General features: G+C 37.5%; 17 protein-coding genes. All 17 read left to right on the top strand.

Going from position 1 to position 23,313, the window contains the following annotated elements; genetic code table 11:
• Positions 1–265 precede the first annotated feature (265 nt).
• The 17 genes from ABXZ36_RS13895 to ABXZ36_RS13815 all read left to right on the top strand — a co-directional run bounded on the left by ABXZ36_RS13895 (position 266) and on the right by ABXZ36_RS13815 (position 22,629).
• Complete coding sequence (locus ABXZ36_RS13895) at positions 266–1,453, top strand: GAF domain-containing sensor histidine kinase (RefSeq protein ID WP_354616285.1); 1,188 nt, start codon at positions 266–268, stop codon at positions 1,451–1,453.
• A gap of 269 nt (positions 1,454–1,722) precedes the next feature.
• Complete coding sequence (locus ABXZ36_RS13890) at positions 1,723–3,609, top strand: DUF8459 domain-containing protein (RefSeq protein ID WP_354616284.1); 1,887 nt, start codon at positions 1,723–1,725, stop codon at positions 3,607–3,609.
• Positions 3,610–3,832: 223 nt separating this feature from the next.
• Positions 3,833–4,183 carry a hypothetical protein gene (locus ABXZ36_RS13885; RefSeq protein ID WP_354616283.1) on the top strand — a complete coding sequence of 117 codons (351 nt, stop codon included), beginning with the start codon at positions 3,833–3,835 and terminating at the stop codon, positions 4,181–4,183.
• A gap of 33 nt (positions 4,184–4,216) precedes the next feature.
• On the top strand, positions 4,217–4,528 hold the full coding sequence (locus ABXZ36_RS13880; protein ID WP_354616282.1) for a coiled-coil domain-containing protein: 312 nt from the start codon (positions 4,217–4,219) through the stop codon (positions 4,526–4,528).
• A 188-nt stretch (positions 4,529–4,716) separates the two neighbouring features.
• Positions 4,717–6,486 (top strand): serine hydrolase, encoded by a 1,770-nt coding sequence (locus ABXZ36_RS13875; protein WP_354616281.1) that lies wholly within the window; start codon positions 4,717–4,719, stop codon positions 6,484–6,486.
• A gap of 211 nt (positions 6,487–6,697) precedes the next feature.
• Positions 6,698–7,465, top strand: coding sequence for a CDP-alcohol phosphatidyltransferase family protein (locus ABXZ36_RS13870; RefSeq protein WP_354616280.1), 768 nt, complete (start codon positions 6,698–6,700; stop codon positions 7,463–7,465).
• A 99-nt stretch (positions 7,466–7,564) separates the two neighbouring features.
• Positions 7,565–8,980 carry an amidohydrolase family protein gene (locus tag ABXZ36_RS13865; RefSeq protein WP_354616279.1) on the top strand — a complete coding sequence of 472 codons (1,416 nt, stop codon included), beginning with the start codon at positions 7,565–7,567 and terminating at the stop codon, positions 8,978–8,980.
• Positions 8,981–8,993: 13 nt separating this feature from the next.
• Complete coding sequence (locus ABXZ36_RS13860) at positions 8,994–10,370, top strand: amidohydrolase family protein (protein WP_354616278.1); 1,377 nt, start codon at positions 8,994–8,996, stop codon at positions 10,368–10,370.
• A gap of 2 nt (positions 10,371–10,372) precedes the next feature.
• Entirely contained in the window at positions 10,373–11,899 is a 1,527-nt protein-coding gene (locus ABXZ36_RS13855) for an amidase (RefSeq protein ID WP_354616277.1), read from the top strand.
• A 12-nt stretch (positions 11,900–11,911) separates the two neighbouring features.
• Entirely contained in the window at positions 11,912–13,162 is a 1,251-nt protein-coding gene (locus ABXZ36_RS13850; RefSeq protein ID WP_354616276.1) for a metal-dependent hydrolase family protein, read from the top strand.
• Positions 13,163–13,350: 188 nt separating this feature from the next.
• Positions 13,351–16,563, top strand: coding sequence for a WD40/YVTN/BNR-like repeat-containing protein (locus ABXZ36_RS13845; protein WP_354616275.1), 3,213 nt, complete (start codon positions 13,351–13,353; stop codon positions 16,561–16,563).
• A gap of 10 nt (positions 16,564–16,573) precedes the next feature.
• Positions 16,574–18,520 (top strand): S9 family peptidase, encoded by a 1,947-nt coding sequence (locus ABXZ36_RS13840; protein WP_354616274.1) that lies wholly within the window; start codon positions 16,574–16,576, stop codon positions 18,518–18,520.
• A 70-nt stretch (positions 18,521–18,590) separates the two neighbouring features.
• Positions 18,591–19,283, top strand: coding sequence for a DUF2490 domain-containing protein (locus tag ABXZ36_RS13835; protein WP_354616273.1), 693 nt, complete (start codon positions 18,591–18,593; stop codon positions 19,281–19,283).
• Positions 19,284–20,498 carry a bifunctional alpha/beta hydrolase/OsmC family protein gene (locus tag ABXZ36_RS13830; RefSeq protein WP_354616272.1) on the top strand — a complete coding sequence of 405 codons (1,215 nt, stop codon included), beginning with the start codon at positions 19,284–19,286 and terminating at the stop codon, positions 20,496–20,498.
• Positions 20,499–20,633: 135 nt separating this feature from the next.
• Positions 20,634–21,221, top strand: a complete 588-nt coding sequence (locus ABXZ36_RS13825; RefSeq protein ID WP_354616271.1) for a superoxide dismutase family protein — start codon at positions 20,634–20,636, stop codon at positions 21,219–21,221.
• Positions 21,222–21,302: 81 nt separating this feature from the next.
• On the top strand, positions 21,303–21,833 hold the full coding sequence (locus tag ABXZ36_RS13820) for an RNA polymerase sigma factor (protein WP_354616270.1): 531 nt from the start codon (positions 21,303–21,305) through the stop codon (positions 21,831–21,833).
• A 1-nt stretch (position 21,834) separates the two neighbouring features.
• Positions 21,835–22,629: an anti-sigma factor gene (locus ABXZ36_RS13815; RefSeq protein ID WP_354616269.1), complete on the top strand. Its 795-nt coding sequence runs from the start codon at positions 21,835–21,837 to the stop codon at positions 22,627–22,629.
• The last annotated feature ends 684 nt before the right edge of the window (positions 22,630–23,313 follow it).

The following is a 23,313-nucleotide window of genomic DNA, read 5'->3' as shown; positions in this document are numbered from 1 at the left end:
AAAAATGGCATCATAATTAATAATAAATATCTTTAAACTGTCTTACAGATGGGGAGTAGTATAAATTTAAATACCTCTAGCTTAGTTATCATAAGATATCTCCGTTATTTTAATCTTAAAATATTTTGAAATTGTAATTAGGCCTATTCCTTTAAAAATAACGTACCATCTTCTTTAATCTATTTAAAATATGTTTCCGTTGGAAATCAGACAACTAATGAAAATGTAATTTATTATATTTATGAAATAATAGACAGAACCAACAATGCTTACCAATTTGAACATAAATATCCAAAAAGAGGTAGTTGCCATAAATCAAATAAAAGTGGTGCCCGACTTATTGGATCTTATTTGTAAGACAACAGGTATGGGTTTTGCCGCAATATCAAGAGTAACCGAATCTAATTGGGTGGCATGTAGTACTAGAGATCAAATTAATTTTGGGCTTTTACCTGGGGATGAACTGCCCATAAAGACCACGTTTTGTAAAGATGTTCGTGAAACCCATCAGCCCGTGGTCATTAATGAGGTGGCTACCGATACGTGTTATAAGGCCCACCCTATCCCCTTAAAATATGGGTTCCAAAGTTATATTTCTGTCCCAATTTTCCGTAGGGATGGAACATTTTTTGGCACATTATGTGCCATAGATCTAAAACCTGCAGAAATCGATACCCCAGAAATCAGAGGCATGTTCAATTTATATGCCGACCTTATCTCATTTCATTTAGAAGCCGTAGAAGAATTGGAAAGAGTCTCTGCTAATTTGATGGAAGAACGAAAGATTGCAGAACTCAGAGAGACATTTATAGCGATTCTAGGCCATGATCTTAGAAATCCGGTAAGTACCACTCGTATGTGCGCCGATATTTTATTGAAACTTTCAATAGATGAAACTGCTATACGGCAAGCAGAAATTATAAAAGCTACCACCTATCGTATGCAAGGTCTTATTGACAATCTTTTAGATTTTGCAATGGGGCATTTGGGAGATGGAATTAAATTGGAGCTAACGAGTGATAACGATTTGTTACTAAAGGTTCTTGAACAAATACTTCAAGAAATGAGAACCTTGGATTCCCACCATGAAATAAAGCAATCCATGCAATTAAGAAAAACAGTAACCTGTGATGTCAACAGAGTCGGCCAACTTTTTTCTAATATTTTAGGGAATGCCATAAAACATGGCGCAGAGGATCATCCCATCACTGTGGATATCTATACGTTGGATAAGGAGTTTATTCTTTCAGTAAGTAATTCAGGAGAAAAAATATCAGATACGGCAATAACTAATTTATTTAAACCATTTTTCTCCGAAAATGCCAACAGGAATAAAAAAAGTCTAGGCTTAGGATTGTATATATCCTCTGAAATTGCAAAGGCACATGGAGGAACCTTAACTACGGAGTCTAGCGATGAGCAAACTACCTTTACGCTAAAAATACCCTTTTAAAAAATAGGTTTCCTAATAAGCTCGCGTTAGGCCATGATTAATGAGCTGGGCTACTACAATCCACAACAAAATACTAACTGCTGATATTTCTGATTTGTATTGAGTCACAGCATGGGAAATGTATGAGAAGAAGGGATTTGTTAGATTTGAGGGTTTAGATTTTGAGCAAAGGGATCTACTGGTTTTTGGTTTGCGGATATTCCTAAAATAATACAAGCTTTAAAATCGCTTTTTTAGTATATTTTAGTTCTTAATTAAGTAGTTAGGATATGATCAAATTTAAAAAGATAAACATAGTATTATTTGTCCTGTTATGGAACATGTTCGGACTAGGACAGGAAAAAGCCCAAACAGATAATATTAATGTCAGTAAAGATTCCATAAATAATGCGGTGTTACAGCAATACAACCAAAAACTTGCTGAAATTGAAAAATTGCGTGTTGCCGATTCCCTCAAAAAAGTAGAATTGGAGAATCAATTGTCCTCTCTAAAAACTACCGATAATCTGCAGAAAGATGAACTTCAAAAGCAACTTCAAAGCATAAGGGATAATGAAAATCAGCGGTTGTTAGACAAAAAGGCTAGAATCAATTCATTGCGTGCCACTGCCAAAGGTTTTCCGGTTTTAGGGGTCTTAAAAGACACATTGTTTTATGTCTACTCAAAAATTGGTGCCTCTACTCCATTGGATAGGACCAAAAATATTGAGAAGAAAATAAATACCCTTTACGAAAATGATTTTTTTAAAGCTGATTCACTTTCAGCCGTTAAATCTGAAAATACCATTGACATTATTTATGGTGAATCCATAATCATGAGTATTTCAGAAACGGATGCCCTCTGGTATAACAAAAACATGGTAGATCTTTCTGGAGAATTCAAAACAATTATTCAAAATTCCATATTAAGTGCAAAGAAAGAAAACAGCCTAAGTAAGATCCTACTTCGAATTGGGCTTGTGATCTTAGTGGTTACTCTAGCCTGGTTTTTTCTTAGGTTGATAGGTAGGGGCTACAAGAGATTACTGGACTACCTAATGCTAAAAAAAGATACTTGGCTAAAAAGTCTTTCCTATAAGGACTATACCTTTTTAACTGCAGACCAAGAGATGCAGGTTGTCTTATTTGCCCTTAAACTATTACGGTGGTTTATCTATGCCTTGCTGGTGTATATTACCCTACCCATCATATTTAGTATTTTCCCTTTCTCCAGAACTTGGGCAGATGCCCTATTTCAATTGATTTGGTCTCCTTTTAAAGTAGTTTTAATCGCTATTTGGGCCTATTTGCCAAATCTGTTCAGCATATTGGTCATCTATTTTGTGATGAAGTATGTTATCCAATTTGTGAAATACATATTTGCGGAAATAGATTCTGGGAAATTAAAACTGTCGGGCTTTTATTCAGATTGGGCAATGCCAACCTATAGTATCGTGAAGTTCCTTCTCTATGCCTTTATGTTTGTTTTGATATTCCCTTACCTACCAGGGTCCGATTCCGATATTTTTAAAGGAGTATCTGTATTTATTGGCGTCTTATTCTCTTTAGGCTCCTCTACAGCCATAGCCAATATGGTTGCCGGATTGGTCATTACCTACATGAGACCGTTTAAACTTAATGATAGAATAAAAATTGGAGATATTACAGGAGATGTCATAGAAAAAACATTATTGGTTACCCGTATACGAACTATAAAAAATGAAGAGATTACCATTCCAAATTCCTCAGTACTCTCTGGAAACACTACTAATTACAGTACCATTGCGGCATCAGAAGGCTTAATTCTGCATACTACGATCACCATTGGTTATGATGTGCCCTGGAAAGATGTGCACCAGTCCTTGCAAAAAGCGGCCGATAGAACCCCTATGTTACTAAAAGAACCTGCTCCATTTGTATTCCAGACAAGTCTGGACGATTTCTATGTGGCCTATCAGATCAACGCCTATACCAAGGAAGCCAGTAAACAGGGTGTCATCTATTCCACACTACACCAAAATATACAAGATTGTTGTAATGAAGCGGGAATAGAAATTCTTTCCCCACATTACCATGCCGCTCGCGATGGTAATATGATCACTATTCCAGGGAATTATTTACCCAAGGATTATAAAGTGCCGAGTTTTAATGTAAACGTGAAAAAAGGGTCCGATTAATAGGTCCTTTTTCTTTAAAAAAGCATCATAAAAGGAGGATAACTTCTTCTTTAAACTATGTTGCTGTTGACTTATAAACCCCTATATGTTACAATCTAAGATTCTAAATGTTCAGAAATGGTAGTTTTATCCCTGACACTCTTAAAGGGTTGTCGTTACAACTTTCGGAATTGAAAGTTGTTTTTGATTCAAATCTCTTAGTAATAATATAAATTTGGTATTTATGAAGACAACAAAATTATTGATTAGCTACCTTCTGCTAAACCTTATGGCGATAGGCAGCATTTATGCCCAGACGATTGTTACCAAAAACGGTGCGATAACACATAATAATGAATTAAGACCTTGTATAGTGGTCAGCCTAGATCCAAAACCTGACGATTTAAAAGAGGCTTGGAGAGATTATCTCAATGACACTTATGACTTCAAATTAAAGGGTATTGGCTTCCTTCAGAATAAAGATTTATTGTCAGCTGAAGAAGTTACCATAAAAAAGATATCATCAAATAAAATAGAATTTTATACCAATATTGTAGAAAACGAACTTGGATCCGAAATGATGGTTTTCGCGTAATTCAATAATGAAAAGTATATCAACCAGAAGGACTTGAAAAAAGAATATAAGGCCCTTAACACTATTGTAGAAAATTTCTTAAAAACATATCTTCCGAAATATTACAAGGAAATGTTAGAAGACACTGAGAAGAACTATGAGGATCTTTCCGAGGATGTGGTTGACTTAAATGAACAAATTGTAGATGATTCTGAGAAGATTGAAGAACTAAAAAAAGAAATAGAGGACTTAAAAGACAAACTAGAATCTAATCGGGATACTCTAGAAAAAACGAAAGAAACACTAATGTCAACCGAAAAAAAGCTGGCACGGCTTAGAGCCCAATCGTTGATCTATAAGAAGTAAAGTATTTAAATGATATAAAAAAATACTGTCCACGGACCATCTATTTCCGGAGGGTAAGAAGTAACATAATTGCCTTTTTATCTTCAAAAGCCTTAAGTTTAGGGTAAATGACATATAGGTGACACCTAAATGTCGTAATAAAGTACATCTCTTGGCCATAGCTTTGTATTAAACAAAAAATAGTAATTATGGACACCCAGACTGTTGCTAAAAATTTAGTATATCAAAGAAAACTTAAAGGATATTCCCAAGAAGAACTTTCCCAAAAAACAGAAGTAACCATTCGCACAATACAGCGAATAGAAAAAGGAGATGTTCATCCACATCTTCAAACGATTAAACTACTGGCAGTTGCTTTGGAGATTGAGGTAGATGATTTAATAATACTCGAAAACCCAAAAGAAGAGAATATTCAACAAAAATGGCTCTTGCTACTTCACGGTACTCCTCTCTTAGGTTTGGTGTTGCCTTTGTGCAATATATTATTCCCATTGTTCCTATGGATACATAAGCGGGAAGACAATAGGCTTTACAATGAGCATGGAATAAAAGTTGTCAATTTTCAAATCAGTATAACAGTATTGTATGTAATTTCATTCATTGCCTTATTAACGGTGGAGGGATATGGCTTTTTATTTTTTATCGCAATAGTTCCTTTTAGTGTAGGGATTACCATCTTCAATATTTTTAGGGCCATCAATTCCTATACATGTTATTACCCTTTGGCATTTCCCTTTTTAAAAAAAAATCAAAAGAATAGAAAATCCAGTCCTTTACTATTGTTTGTTGTTGGAATAGTACTTTTTTCCAATATGGCCAATGCACAATCCTCCATCATCGAGCGACTGGATGGTTCCCAGATAACCAAAGATTCTTTGACCTCTAAAATTGAACAATTGGTAAAAGACGCAGAGGTGCATGGGCTTGCAGTGTCTGTTTTTGAGAAAAATAAAACAAGCTATCAAAATACCTTTGGCTACAAAAATTATAAGGAAAAACTAAAATTGACCGGCAATACAAATATGTATGGCGCTTCTTTAAGCAAGGCCATTTTTGGAGTATTGGTACTGAAATTCGTAGGGAATAATATAATTGATCTCGATACGCCCCTGGAATCCTACTTACCAAAAAAGATATATGAATATCAACCCTTGACCAAGTGGCATGATAATTTTTCTGAATTAAAAAACGACTCCCTATATCACAAGATTACAGCTCGAATGTGTTTGAACCATACCTCCGGATTTCCCAATTGGAGATGGTTTGAAGCTGATCAGTTGCTGAAAGTAAAGTTTGAACCGGGAACTAAGTATCTCTATTCAGGTGAGGGTATGGTCTTTTTACAAGTAGTGATAGAAAAACTGACCGGTAAAAATTTAGAGCAATTGGCACAGGAGATAATTTTCCAACCCCTGCACATGGACAGCACCAGCTATAAATGGCAAGAAGAATATGGTAAGGATTTTGCTTTTGGACACAAAACAAAAGGTGAATTGTATCAAAAAGATATGGACAATGAGCCTAGATCGGCAAGTACCCTAGAAACTACTCCAAATGACTATGCCCTTTTTATGGTAGCCATAATGCAGGGAAAGATCTTAAGTGAATCCTCCTATAAAGAATTGTTCCAACCCCAAATACGAATCCGAAGCTTGACGCAATTTCCTCCAGGTTCTAACGTAGTATCATCTGCTAATGATGACATTGAATTAAGTTACGGATTGGGATGGGGCGTTTTTCAAACCCCGTATGGAAAAGCTTCTTTTAAAGAAGGACATGGAGACGGATTTCAACATTATACCATCTTGTTCCCCGAAGCCGAAAAAGGAATTATGATCTTGAGCAATTCCGATAATGGCGAAAGCATTTTTAAAGAAGTATTGGAAGTTGCAGTTATGGATGTGTATACCCCTTGGGAATGGGAAAATTATGTCCCCTATAATTTAAACAGTAACTGAATGGTTCAGAAATGGTATACCAAAAGGCCAACCTACTTATCAAATAGCAATAAACCATTCATTTATCAGCTTTCTAAGATTTCCCTTTTTGATTTTGGGTATGGAATAGTAATTATAGTGCTATCTTTGCGACAGATCTTTTCCAAAGTATAACTAAACCAGCGTGTTTTCGTTTTTAGTTTCAATTTTTTGCCTTGGATCTTGATACGTAATGTCTAAATTACCCAAAGAGAATCAATTTTTGGATCTGTCAGATTACGGCAGACCGGCAGCAGTAGTTATTGCCAAAGTACTGCAGAATACATCCTTTACGCCAATACACGTCACCATTGGTTTCATCATTTCTGGAATACTTGCCATTTTATGCATGTATCACCAATATTTTATGGCCACAGGATTTTTTCTTATTCTAAAATCAATCTTGGATGCGGCTGATGGAGAACTTGCACGCATAAAAAATAAACCGTCCTATACGGGCCGTTATTTGGATTCTGTATCCGATATCATCCTCAACTTCTTTTTCTTGTTGACCATCTGGCACATAACCGATAGTAGCTTAGCATACACCCTATTGGCATTCGCCGGAATTCAATTGCAGGGAACGTTATACAATTATTACTATGTGATATTGAGGAACCAAAATAATGGGGACACGACTAGTCGTATTTTTGAAGACAAGGTTCCTGTAGCTTTAAAAGGTGAAAAACAGCGCAATGTAAATATTCTTTTTGCTATGTATAAATTTTGCTACGGAATATTTGACAATATTATCTATCGCATGGATAGGGAAGCACCGGAAGGTGATATTCTACCTAAGTGGTTTATGACAGCCGTTTCCACTTTTGGATTAGGTTTCCAATTATTGATTATTAGTGTCATGTTAGCCCTTGATCTCTCTCATTATATCATACCTTTTTTTATCGGTTATTCCTTATTTATTATTTTGTTTATCGGCATCAGACGCTTTATTAACAAATAGCACCCAATTGATTGTAACCTAGGTCTCATTTAAGCAATTAAAATAAATCTTTGATGTAAAGTTGATGGCCTTCAATTAATTTGAATTATTTTTAGAAGCATGAAACTTCAAAAATATATTCTCCCTATCCTAGCATATTTTATTTTAACCAGCTGTAATACTATAGCATTGGAATCTTATGACATTGTCATCCAAAATGGGCAAATTATTGACCTTGTCACGGGCAAAATAACAAATCAAGATCTTTATATCAGAGATGGAAAAATTGCTAAAATTGAATCCTCTGGAGGGGAAGGCCGCTTTAAAGCGGATAAAATAATAGATGCCTCAGCTACCTATATCCTTCCTGGCTTTTGGGATAATCATACCCACTTTAGAGGTGGAGATAGCCTAATATCAGAAAATAAAAATCTGCTTCCTTTATTTCTTGCCAATGGCATTACCACAGTGCGCGATGCTGGCGGAGATTTGACCTCTAGTGTTATGCAATGGAAAAAAGAAATTGCTGCCGGTTCGTTGGACGGTCCCACAATTTATACTTCAGGACCAAAAATAGATGGTCCCGACGGTACTTGGGCTGGATCCCTTGAAGTTGTTACAGATGAAGATATCACAAAGGCATTGGACTCTTTAGAATCGCTACAAACAGATTTTGTAAAATTATACGACAGCCGAATTTCTGGAGAAGCCTATCTTAAAACCTTAAAAGAAACAGATAAAAGAGGACTTATTACCTCAGGACATATGCCCTTCACCGTTACCCTAAAGGAAACTGTAGATGCTGGTATAGACGCTGTTGAGCATCTTTATTATATCATGAAGGGTTGTTCTGCTGTAGAAACAGAAGTCACCCAAATGCTAAAAAACAAAGAGATAGGATTTTGGGAGGCCATGCCACTGTTAATGGAAGGGTATCAAACAAGTACAGCCCAAAATACCTTTTCCCTTTTAAAAAATAAAAATGTGTACGTTGTCCCTACCCTACATATCGGAAAAAACTTGAGTTATTTGGACGAGGTAAACCATAAGGACGACCCCTATTTAAAATACATGGGAAAGGGTATAATAAAATCGTATAAAGGTAGAATCAAAGGTGCTTTGAATGCCTCTGAGAAAGCAAGAAAAGACAGGAAAGAACTAGACCGCTTTTTTGGAACATTGACAAAGTCATTAAATGATGCTGGTGTAAAACTTTTGGCCGGATCGGATAGTGGCGCTTATAATTCCTATACCTATCCCGGCATCTCCTTGCATAAAGAATTACAAGCCATGGTCCAAATAGGAATGACCCCCTTGGAAGCTCTGAGAACTTCGGCCTATAATGGCGCACATTACCTAAAGAAAGATAAGGCATATGGTACAATTGCATTAGGCAAACAAGCCGATTTAGTCCTTTTGGATGCAAACCCATTGGAAGATATTAAAAATACTCAAAGAATAAATACTGTAATTCAGAGCTCTAAGATTTACAATAAGGAACAATTAACAACCATGTTAAAATCATTAATAAAGTAAGATTCCAATAGCAATGAAAAAAATCAGCCTTCTTTTAAGTTTTGCCATCTTATTTTCTTGCGCTCCTGGTAAGGAAAAAGTGAGCCAAACTGCCATACTATTTACCAATGCCAATGTTATTGATGTTAGAAACGGACAAATCTTAGAAAGTCAACAAGTAATTATAGATTCCGGCAAAATAAAAAGCATCCAACCATCTATTGAGCACTCAGAAGATTTCACTACCCAAATTGATGCTAAAGGCAAATACCTTATCCCTGGACTGGCGGAAATGCATGCGCATATCCCCCAGCCTCCCACGAGTGAAGAACGGATTGAAGAGACTCTTTTTTTATATCTCTCTAATGGCATAACTACTATTAGGGGTATGCTAGGACATCCGTCCCATTTGGCTTTGCGTGAAAAAGTAGAGAAAGGTGAACTAGTAAGTCCCAGAATCTTTACTGCTAGTCCATCCTTAAATGGAAATTCCGTGCCAACCAAAGCTGAAGCGATAGAAAAGATATCAACGTATAAAAAAGAAGGATATGATTTTCTGAAAATACACCCTGGTATCCAATTGGATGTGTTTGACCAAGTAGTGCTAACCGCTAATGAGGTGGGAATACCATTTGCTGGTCATGTACCTGTTGCTGTTGGTATTAGGCATGCCTTAAAAAGTAAATATGCGGCAATAGATCATGTAGACGGCTTTTTAGAAGGATTGGTGCCGGAAAGCAAGAATATAGATCCTACAAAAAATGGCTTTTTCGGATATGATTTCACCCCACTAGCTGACCTATCAAAAATGGATGAGCTAGTACAAATGGCCAAAGAACATAAAATATGGATCGTTCCAACTCAAAGTTTATTTGAACGCTGGTTTGCCCCGGTAAGTTCAGATGAACTTTTACTACAGCCCGAAATGAAATATATGCCAACTTCCACCTTGGCAGACTGGAAGAAAAGAAAAGATGAGTACACGGGTCCGAATACCAATTTTGACACGAAACAATGGGATCAATTCACAGCCATAAGAAGGGAACTGATTAAAAAATTGCAGGACGGAGGTCATGGGATGTTGCTGGGTTCTGATGCCCCCCAATTATTTAACGTACCTGGATTCTCGATTCAGCATGAGATAGAAGGTATGCGTTTAGCTGGTCTTACCCCATTGGAAATTCTTCAATCGGGAACCATAAATCCCGCTATATTCTTTGGAATGGAAGGGTCATTTGGAGAAATTAAGGAAGGGCAAGCTGCCGATATGGTTCTATTAAATGCCAATCCTTTGGAAAACACAGAAGCTTTTAAACAGATATCAGGGGTAATGGTACAGGGGAAATGGCTTTCACAAGAAATGATAGCAAAAAAATTGGCAGACATCGCCAATAATGCTATAGACAATTGATTATGAAAAAAGTAGTCTCAATCTTAATTTTTCTCTTCCTTACCATAGGTTGCAAGCAAGAAAAAAAAACCAATATTAGTTTAGATGAATTGACCATATCGGAAATACATTCTAATTATAGCAAAGGAGTCTACAATAGTGAACAATTGGTACAAGCCTTTATCGACAGGATAAAAACAAAAGACAGTAGTATCAATGCTATTACTTATATCAACCCTGAAGCTTTGGCAATTGCTAAAAGACTAGATGAAGAATTTAAATCCACGGGAAAGCTACGTCCGCTTCATGGAATTCCCATGATTGTAAAGGACAATTTTAATACCATTGGAATGCCCACAACTGCTGGATCCTTAGCGTTAAAGGATTTTAGACCTGATAGCAATGCTACCATGGTACAGCAATTAATTGATGCGGGGGCTATTATTATTGCAAAGTCCAATATGGCAGAATGGGCCTTTAGCCCTATGCACTCAGAAAGCTCTACCCATGGAACAACACACAATCCCTACAACACAGACTATGTTCCAGCGGGTTCAAGTGGTGGTACAGCAGCTTCCATTGCAGCCAATTTTGGGGTTATTGGTCTGGGTTCTGACACAGGTAATTCTATTAGAGGGCCTTCTTCACATAATGCGCTTGTAGGTTTTAGAAGTACCATGGGACTAACAAGCAGAGCCGGTATCATCCCGCTTTACCTTAGAAATGACATTGGAGGGCCAATGTGCCGCACCGTTGAAGACGCTACAAAGGTTCTGAATATGATTTCGGGTTATGATCCCAAAGATCCGATAACAAAAAATTCCGACGGAAAAGTAGCAAAAGATTATACCAATTTTTTAGATATAAATGGTTTAAAGGGCTCCAGAATAGGTGTCTTGCGGGAGCTAAGCGATAACAACCCCGATAAAGAGATCACACTACTTTTCAATGCAGCAATTAAAGATATGGAAGGCTTAGGTGCAACCATTTTGGATTCGATAGAAATTCCCAATTTTTCTGAATTAAGGAAGAATCAATGGTGTGACGCATTTAAACAAGACCTAGAAAATTACCTATCTGAATTTGTAAAAAACGATACCATAGCAACCCTTGAGGATATTGCAAGAATCGGTTCCAAATCGGTGTACGCTGAGGAAGGTGTCATTTATTTTCGCGATGCTCCAAACGGACGATCGTCCGCCCCAGAAATTCCATGTGCAAACGTTTATGAAGATGAAAGAAGTATCGCTTTTCGCACTGCCATTGAAAAGGTGATGAACGAAATGAATTTAGATGCCATAGTTTATCCTAGTTGGAACAACAGACCTGCTACCATAGCTCATTTTGAAGAGGAATATAAAGGAGATAATAGTCAGGTAATTGCGCCACATACAGGACAGCCTGCATTTACAGTACCAATGGGCTTTATAAAAGGAAATCTCCCCGTAGGCTTACAATTTCTGGGACGTATGTACGCTGAACCTACCTTGATAAAATTGACCTATTCCTATGAACAAGGAACCAAACATAGAAAAAAACCTAACTTATAAATACGATAGAAAATGAGGATACTTATTACCCTTGCCTTAACCTTTACCACCACACTTACCTTTTCACAAACTCTTTTAAGACCCGATAGGGTTTTTGATGGAAAAGCACTACATGATAATTGGGTGGTTTTAGTGAATGGTAATACTATTGCCTTCGCAGGAAAGGAAGGAGACTTGAAACCATTATCCTATACTTCTGAAATAAAATTAGACGGCATGACTTTAATGCCAGGTCTTATAGAAGGTCATTCCCACCTTTTGCTACATCCGTATAACGAAACCTCTTGGAACGACCAGGTATTAAAGGAATCCCCAGTGGAAAGAGCCATAAGAGGCACGGTACATGCCAAAAACTCACTTATGGCAGGGATCACCACCATGCGCGATTTAGGTGCGGAAGGCGCAGGTTATAGTGATGTTTATCTTAAAAAAACTATTGAGGAAGGAATCATAAGTGGCCCTCGACTTTTGGTTGCAGGCCCAGCTATTGTTGCCACGGGTGCCTATGGCCCAAAAGGCTTTCACGATGGGGTTCATGTCCCTTTAGGAGCCGAAGAGGCCAGCGGAACAGAAGAAGTTATAAGAACCGTTCGTAGACAAATGGGCAATGGAGCCAATTTTATCAAAATATATGCAGACTACCGTTGGGGTAGTGGGGAACCCTCCCAGCCCACTTTCCTATTGGAAGAAATAGAGGCTATGGTAGCCACCGCAACAAGTGCCGGTAAATATGTGGTAGCACATGCCGGAACACCTGAGGGAATGCGCAGAGCAATTTTAGGAGGCGTTGAGACCATAGAACATGGAGATGGTGGCACTTTAGAAATCTTTAAATTGATGAAGGAAAAAGGAGTAGCCCTTTGCCCTACCCTAGCAGCGGGCGATGCCATAGAACAATACAATGGTTGGAACAAGCTAACAGGTAAGGAGCCAGAACGTATTACCGAGAAAAAAGAATCTTTTAAATTGGCCTTACAAGCAGGGGTGGATATTGTTTTTGGTGGTGATGTAGGGGTATTTACCCATGGTGAAAATAGTAGGGAACTGGAACTTATGGTAGCTTATGGAATGACTTCCTTAGCATCTCTGCAGGCCGCAACATCAGGCAATGCACGTATTTTCCACCTAAAAAACCTTGGGGAGGTAAAAAAGGACTTCTTGGCAGACATCATTGCCATAGATGGGAATCCAATGAAGGATATTTCCAAAATGAAGGATGTTAAATTTGTGATGAAAAATGGAGTGGTTTATAAAAACGAGTAGGCTCCTGAATAAAAAGTTACAGAAGCTTAAATAACTAAATAACAAAGGGATACCAAAAATACTGTGCAAGCAATGTTATGGTTTCCCTTTTTGTTGCATATCCCAACAACTAATTCCTTAACAGACCTTTAAGAATACTGTAGTTAGATTTGGTTATCTTTAAAACGACTAATTAACCGATTTATAAGATGACTAAAAAATTACTTCTTCTAGTGATGCTTTTCGCATCACTGTGCACATCTGCACAACAATTTACAATGGACATGGTCCAAGATTTAAAACCAAGAAACATAGGTCCGGCTGGGATGAGTGGCCGTGTGACCGCCATAGACGCGGTACATGACAATCCTGATGTCATGTATGTAGGAACTGCTTCTGGTGGCCTTTGGAAATCTACCTCCGGAGGAATCAAATGGGAACCAATTTTCAATAAAGAGGTAACTGCTTCTATTGGGGCAGTAGCCATCCAACAATCCAATCCCTCTGTTATTTGGGTAGGTACTGGAGAAGGGAACCCAAGAAATAGTTTAAATGGTGGGTATGGTATTTACAAATCCTTGGATGGCGGCAAGAACTGGATTTCCATGGGATTAGAAAAAACAAGACACATCCATAGAATAGTAATAGACCCAACTGATCCAAATACGGTTTATGTGGGTGCTATTGGATCGCCTTGGGGAGAACACCCAGAAAGAGGGGTATTCAAAACAACGGACGGCGGAGCCACCTGGGAAAAAATTCTTTTTGTCAATAATAAAACAGGTGTTGCCGATCTTGTTATGGACCCTACAAATCCAAATAAATTAATTGCGGCCATGTGGGAACATAAAAGAGACCCTTGGTTCTTTAAATCAGGCGGAGAAGGTAGTGGCTTGCATATGACCCATGATGGAGGAAAAACATGGAAGAAACTAACCGAGAAGGAAGGATTACCAAAAGGAGAATTGGGTAGAATTGGGATTGCTATAGCCAGAAACAAACCCAATGTAGTCTACGCTTTAGTGGAGGCCAAAAAAAATGCCCTCTACAAATCTACTGATGGTGGTTTTAAATGGGAAAAAATAAATGATAAGGAAGATATAGGAAATAGACCTTTTTATTATTCTGAGATCTATGTAGATCCACAGAATGAAAATAGAGTTTATTCTGTCTTTACTTATATTAATGTATCTGAAGATGGCGGAAAAAATTTCAAGGAATTAATGCCTGCATATGGCGCGGATAATGGGGTTCACCCAGATCACCACGCCTGGTGGATTCATCCAGAGAACGGCCAATTTATGATGGATGGAAATGATGGGGGAATGAACATCACCAAAGATGGTGGACAATCATGGAGGTTTATCGGAAACCTTCCCGTGGCCCAGTTTTATCATATCAGTACTGATAACGAGTTCCCTTATAATGTATACGGGGGTATGCAGGACAACGGTTCTTGGAGAGGACCTGCGTACGTTTGGAAAGAACAAGGGATCCGAAATAGTTACTGGCAAGAGATTGCTTTTGGCGATGGCTTTGATGTTGTACCAGACAAGGATGACTCTCAATTTGGTTATGCCATGAGTCAGCAAGGATATGTTTCTCGCTACGATTGGAAAACAGGAAACAACTATATTGTAAGACCTACTCCACCAGATGCGGAAACAAAGCTACGCTTCAACTGGAATTCTGGGATAGGACAAGATCCTTTTGATAACAGTACCGTTTATTTTGGGAGCCAATTTGTACACAAGAGTACGGATAAAGGTCTCACATGGAAAGTCATTTCCCCGGACTTGACCACCAATGATCCCGAAAAACAAAAACAAAGTGAAAGTGGTGGACTCACCATGGATGCCACAGGTGCCGAAAACCATTGTACCATTTTAGTAATAGAGCCATCTTCTATAGAGAAGGATATGATGTGGATTGGTACGGATGATGGACGTGTACATTATACCCAAAATGGGGGAACAACTTGGACCGAAGTTACTGCCAATATTAAAGGATTACCGGCAGGAAGCTGGATTCCACAAATAAGGGCCTCAAGTAAAAATAAAGGAGAAGCCTTATTAATCGCCAATGATTACAGAAGGTTCAACTATACGCCTTACGCCTACAGAACAAAGAACTATGGTAAAACATGGGAGCGCATTGTGGATCAATCAGATGTAAAAGGATATACCTTATCCATCATTGAAGATACTGAAAACCCTAACTTAATGTTCATGGGTACCGATGACGGATTGTATGTTACTATGGATGCTGGAACCCAATGGCAGAAATGGACCGAAGGTTTTCCTACAGTTTCTACAAAGGATTTAGCGATTCACCCAAGGGAACAAGATTTAGTGATTGGAACCTTTGGAAGGGCCGCATGGGTATTAGATGATATACGCCCATTACGAGCTATAACCTCGGATAAGACCATTTTAAATAAGGAGATTTCCATTTTCACACCACCAACGGCCTATCAAGCGGCATATCAACAACCCACAGGAAGTAGATTTGGAGCCGATGATTTATATAATGGTGAGAATAGAAAAGAAGGAGCTATGATCACCTACTACTTAAAAGAAGGTAAAAAGGCCGATTCCAAAGACGATAAAAAAGAGGACAACGATGGAGAAGAATCTAAGGAGGAGGACAAAAAAGATGTGAAGACAAAAGATTCTATTGCATTCAACATCTATGATGGAGACCGCTTAATTAGAACCTTAAAATATAAGACACCAGAGAAAGCAGGCTTTCATCGAATCTATTGGAGAATGGATGAAAAAGGTCCAGATAGAGCGTCTAGAAAAATTAGCAAAAGAAAAACAGAGCCTAGTGGAGTGAAGGTAAAACCAGGAACCTATAAAGTAGTAATCTCATACGGAGAAGCTACGGGTGAAACCATGATTGAAGTAAAATCTGATCCTAGGCTAGATGTTTCCACTGCCTCCATTAATGAGATTTACGAGATTTCAAAAACATTGGAAGGGTATGCACAGACCGCGGCAAATGCCGTAAAACAATTGGCAGAAAGTAAGGTTGTGGCCGAGCAAAGCCAAAAAGATTTGAAAGAACTAGATAAAGAAAAGTACAAAGACCAGATCAAGGCCTCTAGTGACATTATAAAGGAAATAGATACTGTTATGGCTCTTTACCTAGGTAAAGACGATAAGCGTCAGGGAATTACTAGAAATCCTGAAATAACTGTAATGCAACGTATTGGCGTGGCTAGTGGGTATGTAGAAAGCAGGCAAAATGGGATTACCACCACAGAGAAGAAATTGGTGCAATATGCTGAAGAGGAGCTTGCAAAAGCCTTGGAGGCCACCAACACCTTTTTTGATACTAAATGGAAGAATTACAGAGTATCCATAGAGCAATTGGATAATTCTCCCTTTAAGGAAACCAAAAAATTTATGATGAACTAATCTAAAAAAGATGAAAAAAATTATCACCCTATTATCCATAGTCCTCATGTGGGGGTGTAAGGATAAGAAAGAAGATTCCGCACCAACTATAGCAGACAATCTAAAAACCTATACTATAGAACAGATGATGGATAACGAATCCATCAACGGTGGGAGTTTTTCTCCAGACCAGTCAAAATTATTAGTTTCCAGTAATCGTTCGGGAATTTACAATATGTATACTGTTGCGGTTGAAGGAGGAGAATTTATGCCAGTATCCGCTTCAGACACTTCATCAGTGTTTGCCATTTCTTACTTTCCAAAGGATGAGCGTATGCTCTTTACTATGGATAATAATGGAGATGAGATTGATCACATCTACATAAGAAACATTGATGGCACTCATAAAGATCTCACCCCAGATACTGGGGCAAAGGCCTCATTTTATGGTTGGACGAAAGCCAAAAATAGTTTTCTGTACACGTCCAATAAACGGGACAAAAGATATACCGATCTTTATGAGATGGATTTGGAGACCTTCACTCCTACCTTGATGTACAAAAATGAAGATGGGTATTATATTGGTCCTATTTCTGATGACAAGAATCTAATCTTGTTAATTAAGCCTATAAACACTAATGATTCGGATTTATTTCTTTACAACAGAAAAGAGAAATCCATGACCAAAATAAATCAGAACCAAAGTGCCAATAGCGGGGAAGATTTTTCCCCAGATGGCAACTCCTTATATTATACCACGGACGACGGGGCAGAATTCGCCTATCTCATGAAATATAATATTAAGGACAAGACCTATGAGAAGGTCATGGAGCGCAAATGGGATATTTCGGGCAGCTATTTTACGGAAAACGGTACTTTTCAAGTGACCTACATCAACCAAGATGCTAAGAATATGATTGAAGTAATGGAAGTGGCCACTGGCAAAAATATTGAGTTGCCTACTTTTGATAGTATGGACATCACCGATGTTCGCTTTTCAGACGATGAAAAATTGATGCGTTTTTATGCTGGAGGATCACAAACCCCCTCTAACCTATATGTCTACAATTTAGACACTAAAAAACAGAATCAACTTACACATGTTTTGAATAACGAAATTCAAGGACAAGATCTGGTCACTGCAGAGGTTATCCGTTATACATCCTTTGATGGTGTGGAAATTCCTGCTATTTATTATAAGCCACATCAAGCCACAGCAGATAAAAAGGTTCCAGCCCTAGTCTGGGTGCATGGTGGTCCAGGAGGTCAGTCCAGACAAAATTTCAGTTCTTTTATACAATATCTTGTCAATCATGGGTATGCTGTTCTAGCGGTTAACAATAGGGGTAGTAGTGGTTACGGCAAGTCCTTTTACCAAATGGACGATCTAAATCATGGAGACAAGGATTTAAAGGATTGTGTTGAAGGAAAAAATTGGTTGGCCAATCAACCAGAAATTGATGCTTCAAAAATTGGAATTATTGGAGGATCTTATGGAGGTTATATGACCATGGCTGCACTGACATTTACGCCTGAGGAATTTGCAGTCGGAGTAAATTTATTTGGAGTTACCAACTGGATAAGGACTTTGAGAAGTATACCACCCTGGTGGGAGGCCCAGAAAGAAGCGCTTTATAAAGAACTGGGTGACCCTAATAGCGCTGATTCAATTCGACTTAGGCAGATATCTCCATTATTCCATACCGATAAGGTGACAAAGCCATTAATTGTGCTACAAGGTTCTCAAGATCCTCGCGTACTTCAAGTAGAATCTGATGAGATTGTTGCCGGCGTTAAGAAAAACGGGGTTCCTGTAGAATATGTGTTATTTGAAGATGAAGGACATGGGTTTGTAAAGAAAGAAAATCAAATTACAGCTTATGGAAAGGTATTGGAATTCTTAGATCTTTATTTAAAAAAGGAAAAGGCAGCGCCTATTCAAGATGGCTCCAAGATTCATATGGAATCAGACAATTAAAAAATAACTTTAACCATATAAGCTTCCCCTTTTGAACTTCAGAACGGGAAGCTTAAATTTTAATAGCACTATGAAAAGAATTATCACATTATGTATCCTAATGCTCACCTTCTGTATAAATGCCCAAGAAACCGGGGAAGACCAGCTTGGAGCTTGGTACATGTATTTTGGCACCAATAAAATAGCTGACAAATTAAGTGTTCATTCAGAAGCTCAATTCAGATACTATGAGACAACAAGTAATTTTAACCAATTACTCTTACGAACAGGGCTTAATTATCACATGAACGAAGATACTTTTGTTACTTTTGGATATGCCTATATAGATACCGATCCCACCTTCGAAGATGCCTCATTTCTTGGCAATCAAATTTTAGAACACCGAATTTTTGAGCAATTGATCCTAAAAAACAAACTTTGGGAGTTTCTTATTGAACACAGATACAGATTGGAACAACGCTTTATTGATACTAGGGATTTGAGCAATAATGGTACGGAAACCCAACACCGTGCACGCTACCGCTTACAGGCCACTTTGCCTTTAACCGATACATTTTTTCTGAATTTTTATAATGAAATTTTTATTAATCTTCAAGACGAAGCTTTCGGCCAAAATAGGCTTTATGCAGCATTAGGTATCCAAATTACCAAGAATAGCAGTATGCAGTTAGGATATCTTAAAAACCACTTTACCTCAGGAAATTTTGATAGGATACAGATAGGTGTATTCATTAATCCAGATCTAAGTAAAAAGAAAAAATAGATGAATCTTCAGAAGGTCACTTTTAAAAATACTGAAGGCGAAACCTTGGTAGGCAGGATTGAATTACCTGCCGACCAACAACCCCATAATTTTGCGGTGTTCGCCCATTGTTTTTCCTGCAATAAAAATCTATTAGCCGTCAAAAATATCAGTAGGGCTCTAACATCAAAGGGTTTTGGGGTACTTCGATTCGACTTCACCGGTTTGGGAGAAAGTGATGGTGATTTTGCAGAAACAAATCTTTCCAGAAATGTGGCGGATTTGTTATCTGCGGCATCCTTTTTAAAAGAGAGTTATAAAGCCCCAACCCTTATTATAGGTCATTCTTTAGGAGGAGTGGCAGCATTATTAGCTTCCGAAAAAATCACAACTATAAAGGCCATTGCCACCATTGGCACCCCTTCAGATGTAAATCATGTAAAAGGGCTCCTAACTAACAATCTAGATGAAATCCAAAGAACTGGTAAAGCAACCATTAATCTCGGCGGTCGCGATTTTACCATAAAAAAACAATTTTTAGATGATCTTGAGAATCGCTCCCTTCTAGAGTTGGTCCAACAATTAAGAATTCCAACATTATTTCTTCATTCACCCCTTGATAAGATCGTTGGTATTAGCCACGCAGAAGCGCTTTATAAAGCTGCACACCATCCTAAAAGTTTTATATCTTTGGATAATGCAGACCATCTTTTAATGGACAAAAATGATTCTGAATATACCGGTGAAGTAATTGCTGCATGGAGTAGAAAATATATAGAAAATCGCAATACCCTCACATTAAAAACAAAGCATCAAGTTATTGGAAGTTTAGATGCAGCAGATGGTTTTACCACTCAGATGAAGGTTGGGTCACATTATCTCACCTCAGATGAGCCTATTTCAGTAGGTGGACAGGATTATGGTCCATCGCCTCATGAATTGATTGCTGCCGGGTTAACAGCCTGTACGGTTATGACCATTCAAATGTACGCGAAAAGAAAAGGTTGGGATCTCCAAAATGTAGAGGTGCATACTTCTTGTAGTAAATCAGTAAAAGTAGGAGAGCCTAAAGAACAAGAGTCTAATGCAACTATTGATACATTTAAACGCGAAATTAAACTCACTGGAAAATTAGATAATAAGCAAAAAGTCAGAATTATAGAAATAGCCAACAGGTGTCCAGTACATAAAACCTTGATTAGTCCTTCCCAAATTTTATCGGTTTTGATTGATTAACCCTAATCATCCAATAATTAACTTATAAAAAAATGGCCACCAATAATTCAGTATAAAACAGGAAAACTATGGCCTATATGATTGATAGGACTTTAAATTATACGTAACTTTAATCGAACATTTAAACCAGCAATTATGAAAAAAATAAAATTAATGTCTCTTGTATCCATCTTAGCTCTTTCTTATAGCTGTAAAGAGGTAAAAAAAGAAGCTAAAGATGCTACTGATGAGATGGAAGAGACCATGCAAGAAATAAAAGAGGAGGTTAGCGAAGAGGTGATTAAATTTACCATGGAACCTAAAAGTGATAGCAAAGTTACCGGAGAAGTAACGTTTACAGGGGCTGAAGGTAAAGTTAAAATGGTTGCAAACCTTACGGGCTTAACTGAAGGAGAACATGCTATTCATATTCATGAAAAAGCCGATTGTTCTTCGGCTGATGGTAAGTCTACTGGAGGACACTGGAACCCTACTTTTCAAGATCACGGAAAATGGGGAGTAGCCGAAGGGTACCACAGAGGAGATATTGGTAATTTTACAGCAGATGCATCAGGTAATGCCACTGTGCAATTTGAAACAGATGAATGGTGCATTGGTTGTGATGATATGACCAAGAATATTGTTGGCAAAGCAGTTATCGTGCATCAAGGAGTGGATGATTTTGTATCACAACCTTCAGGTGATGCAGGTGCTAGAGTAAGTTGCACGGGCATCATTAAATAGATAAAAATTAGAACTAATAACAAATAAAAAAGCTACTTAAATAAGTAGCTTTTTTTTATCATTCAAGCATAAAAAAAGTATATGGAATTAGAGGTATTAGTGTCACATTTTCAGTCTAAGGACATGAAAGCTTTTGAAAAGCTTTATGCAATGTATTCTGAGAATATATGCGGAGTCATCAATACCATTGTAAAAAACACAGATCTTGCCGAAGAAATTTGTCAAGATGTCTTTATGAAGGCCTGGAACAATGCCGAAAGTTATAACGCTTCCAAAGGCCGGTTTTTTACATGGATATTAAATATTGCGAGAAATGCTGCAATTGATGAAGTAAGATCAAAATCATATAAGAACAGTAAACAAAACCTATCTTCCGATTTTTTCGTAGGTATCCTTGAAAACAAAGATGACCTTAATAGTAAAATGAATACAATCGGTATACAAAGCTTACTGAAGAACTTAAAAGAAAAATGTGTTCAAATAATTGACCTCCTTTATTTTAAGGGATATACACAGAAAGAGGCAGCAGATGAACTGGAGATTCCCGTGGGAACCGTAAAAACCAGAAACAGAAATTGTATTTCACAAATTAGGGGTAACATAGCGATATAAAATGGACGTAAATAAATATATAACATCAGGAATTCTAGAGCTCTACGTTGCTGGTACGCTAACGGAGGAGGAAAATTTGGAGGTAAGCCAAAATGCAGAACAATATCCCGAAATAAAGAAGGAGATTTTGTCCATTGAAGCAGCCATCTTAGCCCTAAGCAAAGCCGCAGCTCCTGTTCGCTCCGACAACAAAGGATTTAATGACATAAAGAATCGTTTAGCGTCATTGAGTGATACCAAGGTTATAACAATGACCGATACCAAAACCAATTGGTTCACCTATGTTGGATGGGCAGCTTCTGTGCTTCTTGCATCGGGAATGTTGTGGATGTACAATCAAAATACCGAATTAAAATCTGAAATCAATGTTGCTTCACAAACTAATGAGGTTTTGGAACAACAAATTTTTGAAGCGAATACAACTTTAGAAAAATCAAAGGAACTACTAAATACCATTAGAGATAAAAATATAGAGGTGATTGCCTTAGGCGGTCAAACCGTTTCACCAACCTCTTATGCAAAAGCCTATTGGAACAAAGCTGAGCAAAAAGTATTTATTGATGCTCAGGGACTTCCTGAACCCCCAGACGGAATGGTTTATCAAGTTTGGTCTTTAAAATTAAGTCCACTTACACCAACTAGCATGGGTCTTTTAGAAGACTTTAAGAGCGATGACAATAAGGTATTTGCCTTTGCTAACCCTAACGAGTCAGAAGCTTTTGGTATTACCTTAGAACCTGCGGGAGGTAGTGAATCTCCTAACTTAGAACAATTATATACTTTAGGAGCAGTTTAAATAGGACCCAACATAAATAAAAAATCTTTTGAAGAATTTAAGGAGTTTACTTTTTATCCACTTCAAAAGATTTTTTTTTGCGTAGTATTAGTGGGGGAGATCTTTAGTTAAAACAACTAAAATACATGTTTACAATTTCTAGTAAATTTTAACGCTATTGGCGGCCAATAGCACGAACTACCTTTTTGTAAACTTCATCAAGCTGTTTATTTCCCCGTTTTTAATATTCGCTGCAAGGATCTATATGCAAAGAATATTAAACCTCCAAAAAATACCATTAAAGCAAGCCAAAGGAAAAATAGGATGTAGGCCATAATACTAAAGATTTAGGTTCGCAAAAAAGAGATGATAATAAACATACACTGGTTATTCATTTCCGTAGAATATCAAAAACAACGAAGATCAATACACTAGAACGATAAAAATATACATTTCAACCTATATTTCCTACATAAATTGTTAATTAATTCTTAATATTCTTACAGGCAAAATATACTATACTTTGTTTTAATTAAAAAAGCCTCCAATTTAGTTGGAGGCCTATGGCAAAAGCAGAATTAAAGCAGGTCACTATTTTATTCAAACCTTTGAATTTCAGTCTACTATATATTTTGACTGACGTTTTAGTACCTTTTGAAGTGATTGTTGTGCTAAATAAAGTCGAATGGTAATATGTATCATAGA

It is taken from the genome of Sediminicola arcticus (assembly GCF_040566695.1).
In the GTDB taxonomy this organism is placed as follows: Bacteria; Bacteroidota; Bacteroidia; order Flavobacteriales; family Flavobacteriaceae; genus Sediminicola; species Sediminicola arcticus.
Note: the sequence above shows the minus strand (reverse complement) of the source record. Positions and strands in the feature narration are given on the sequence as shown.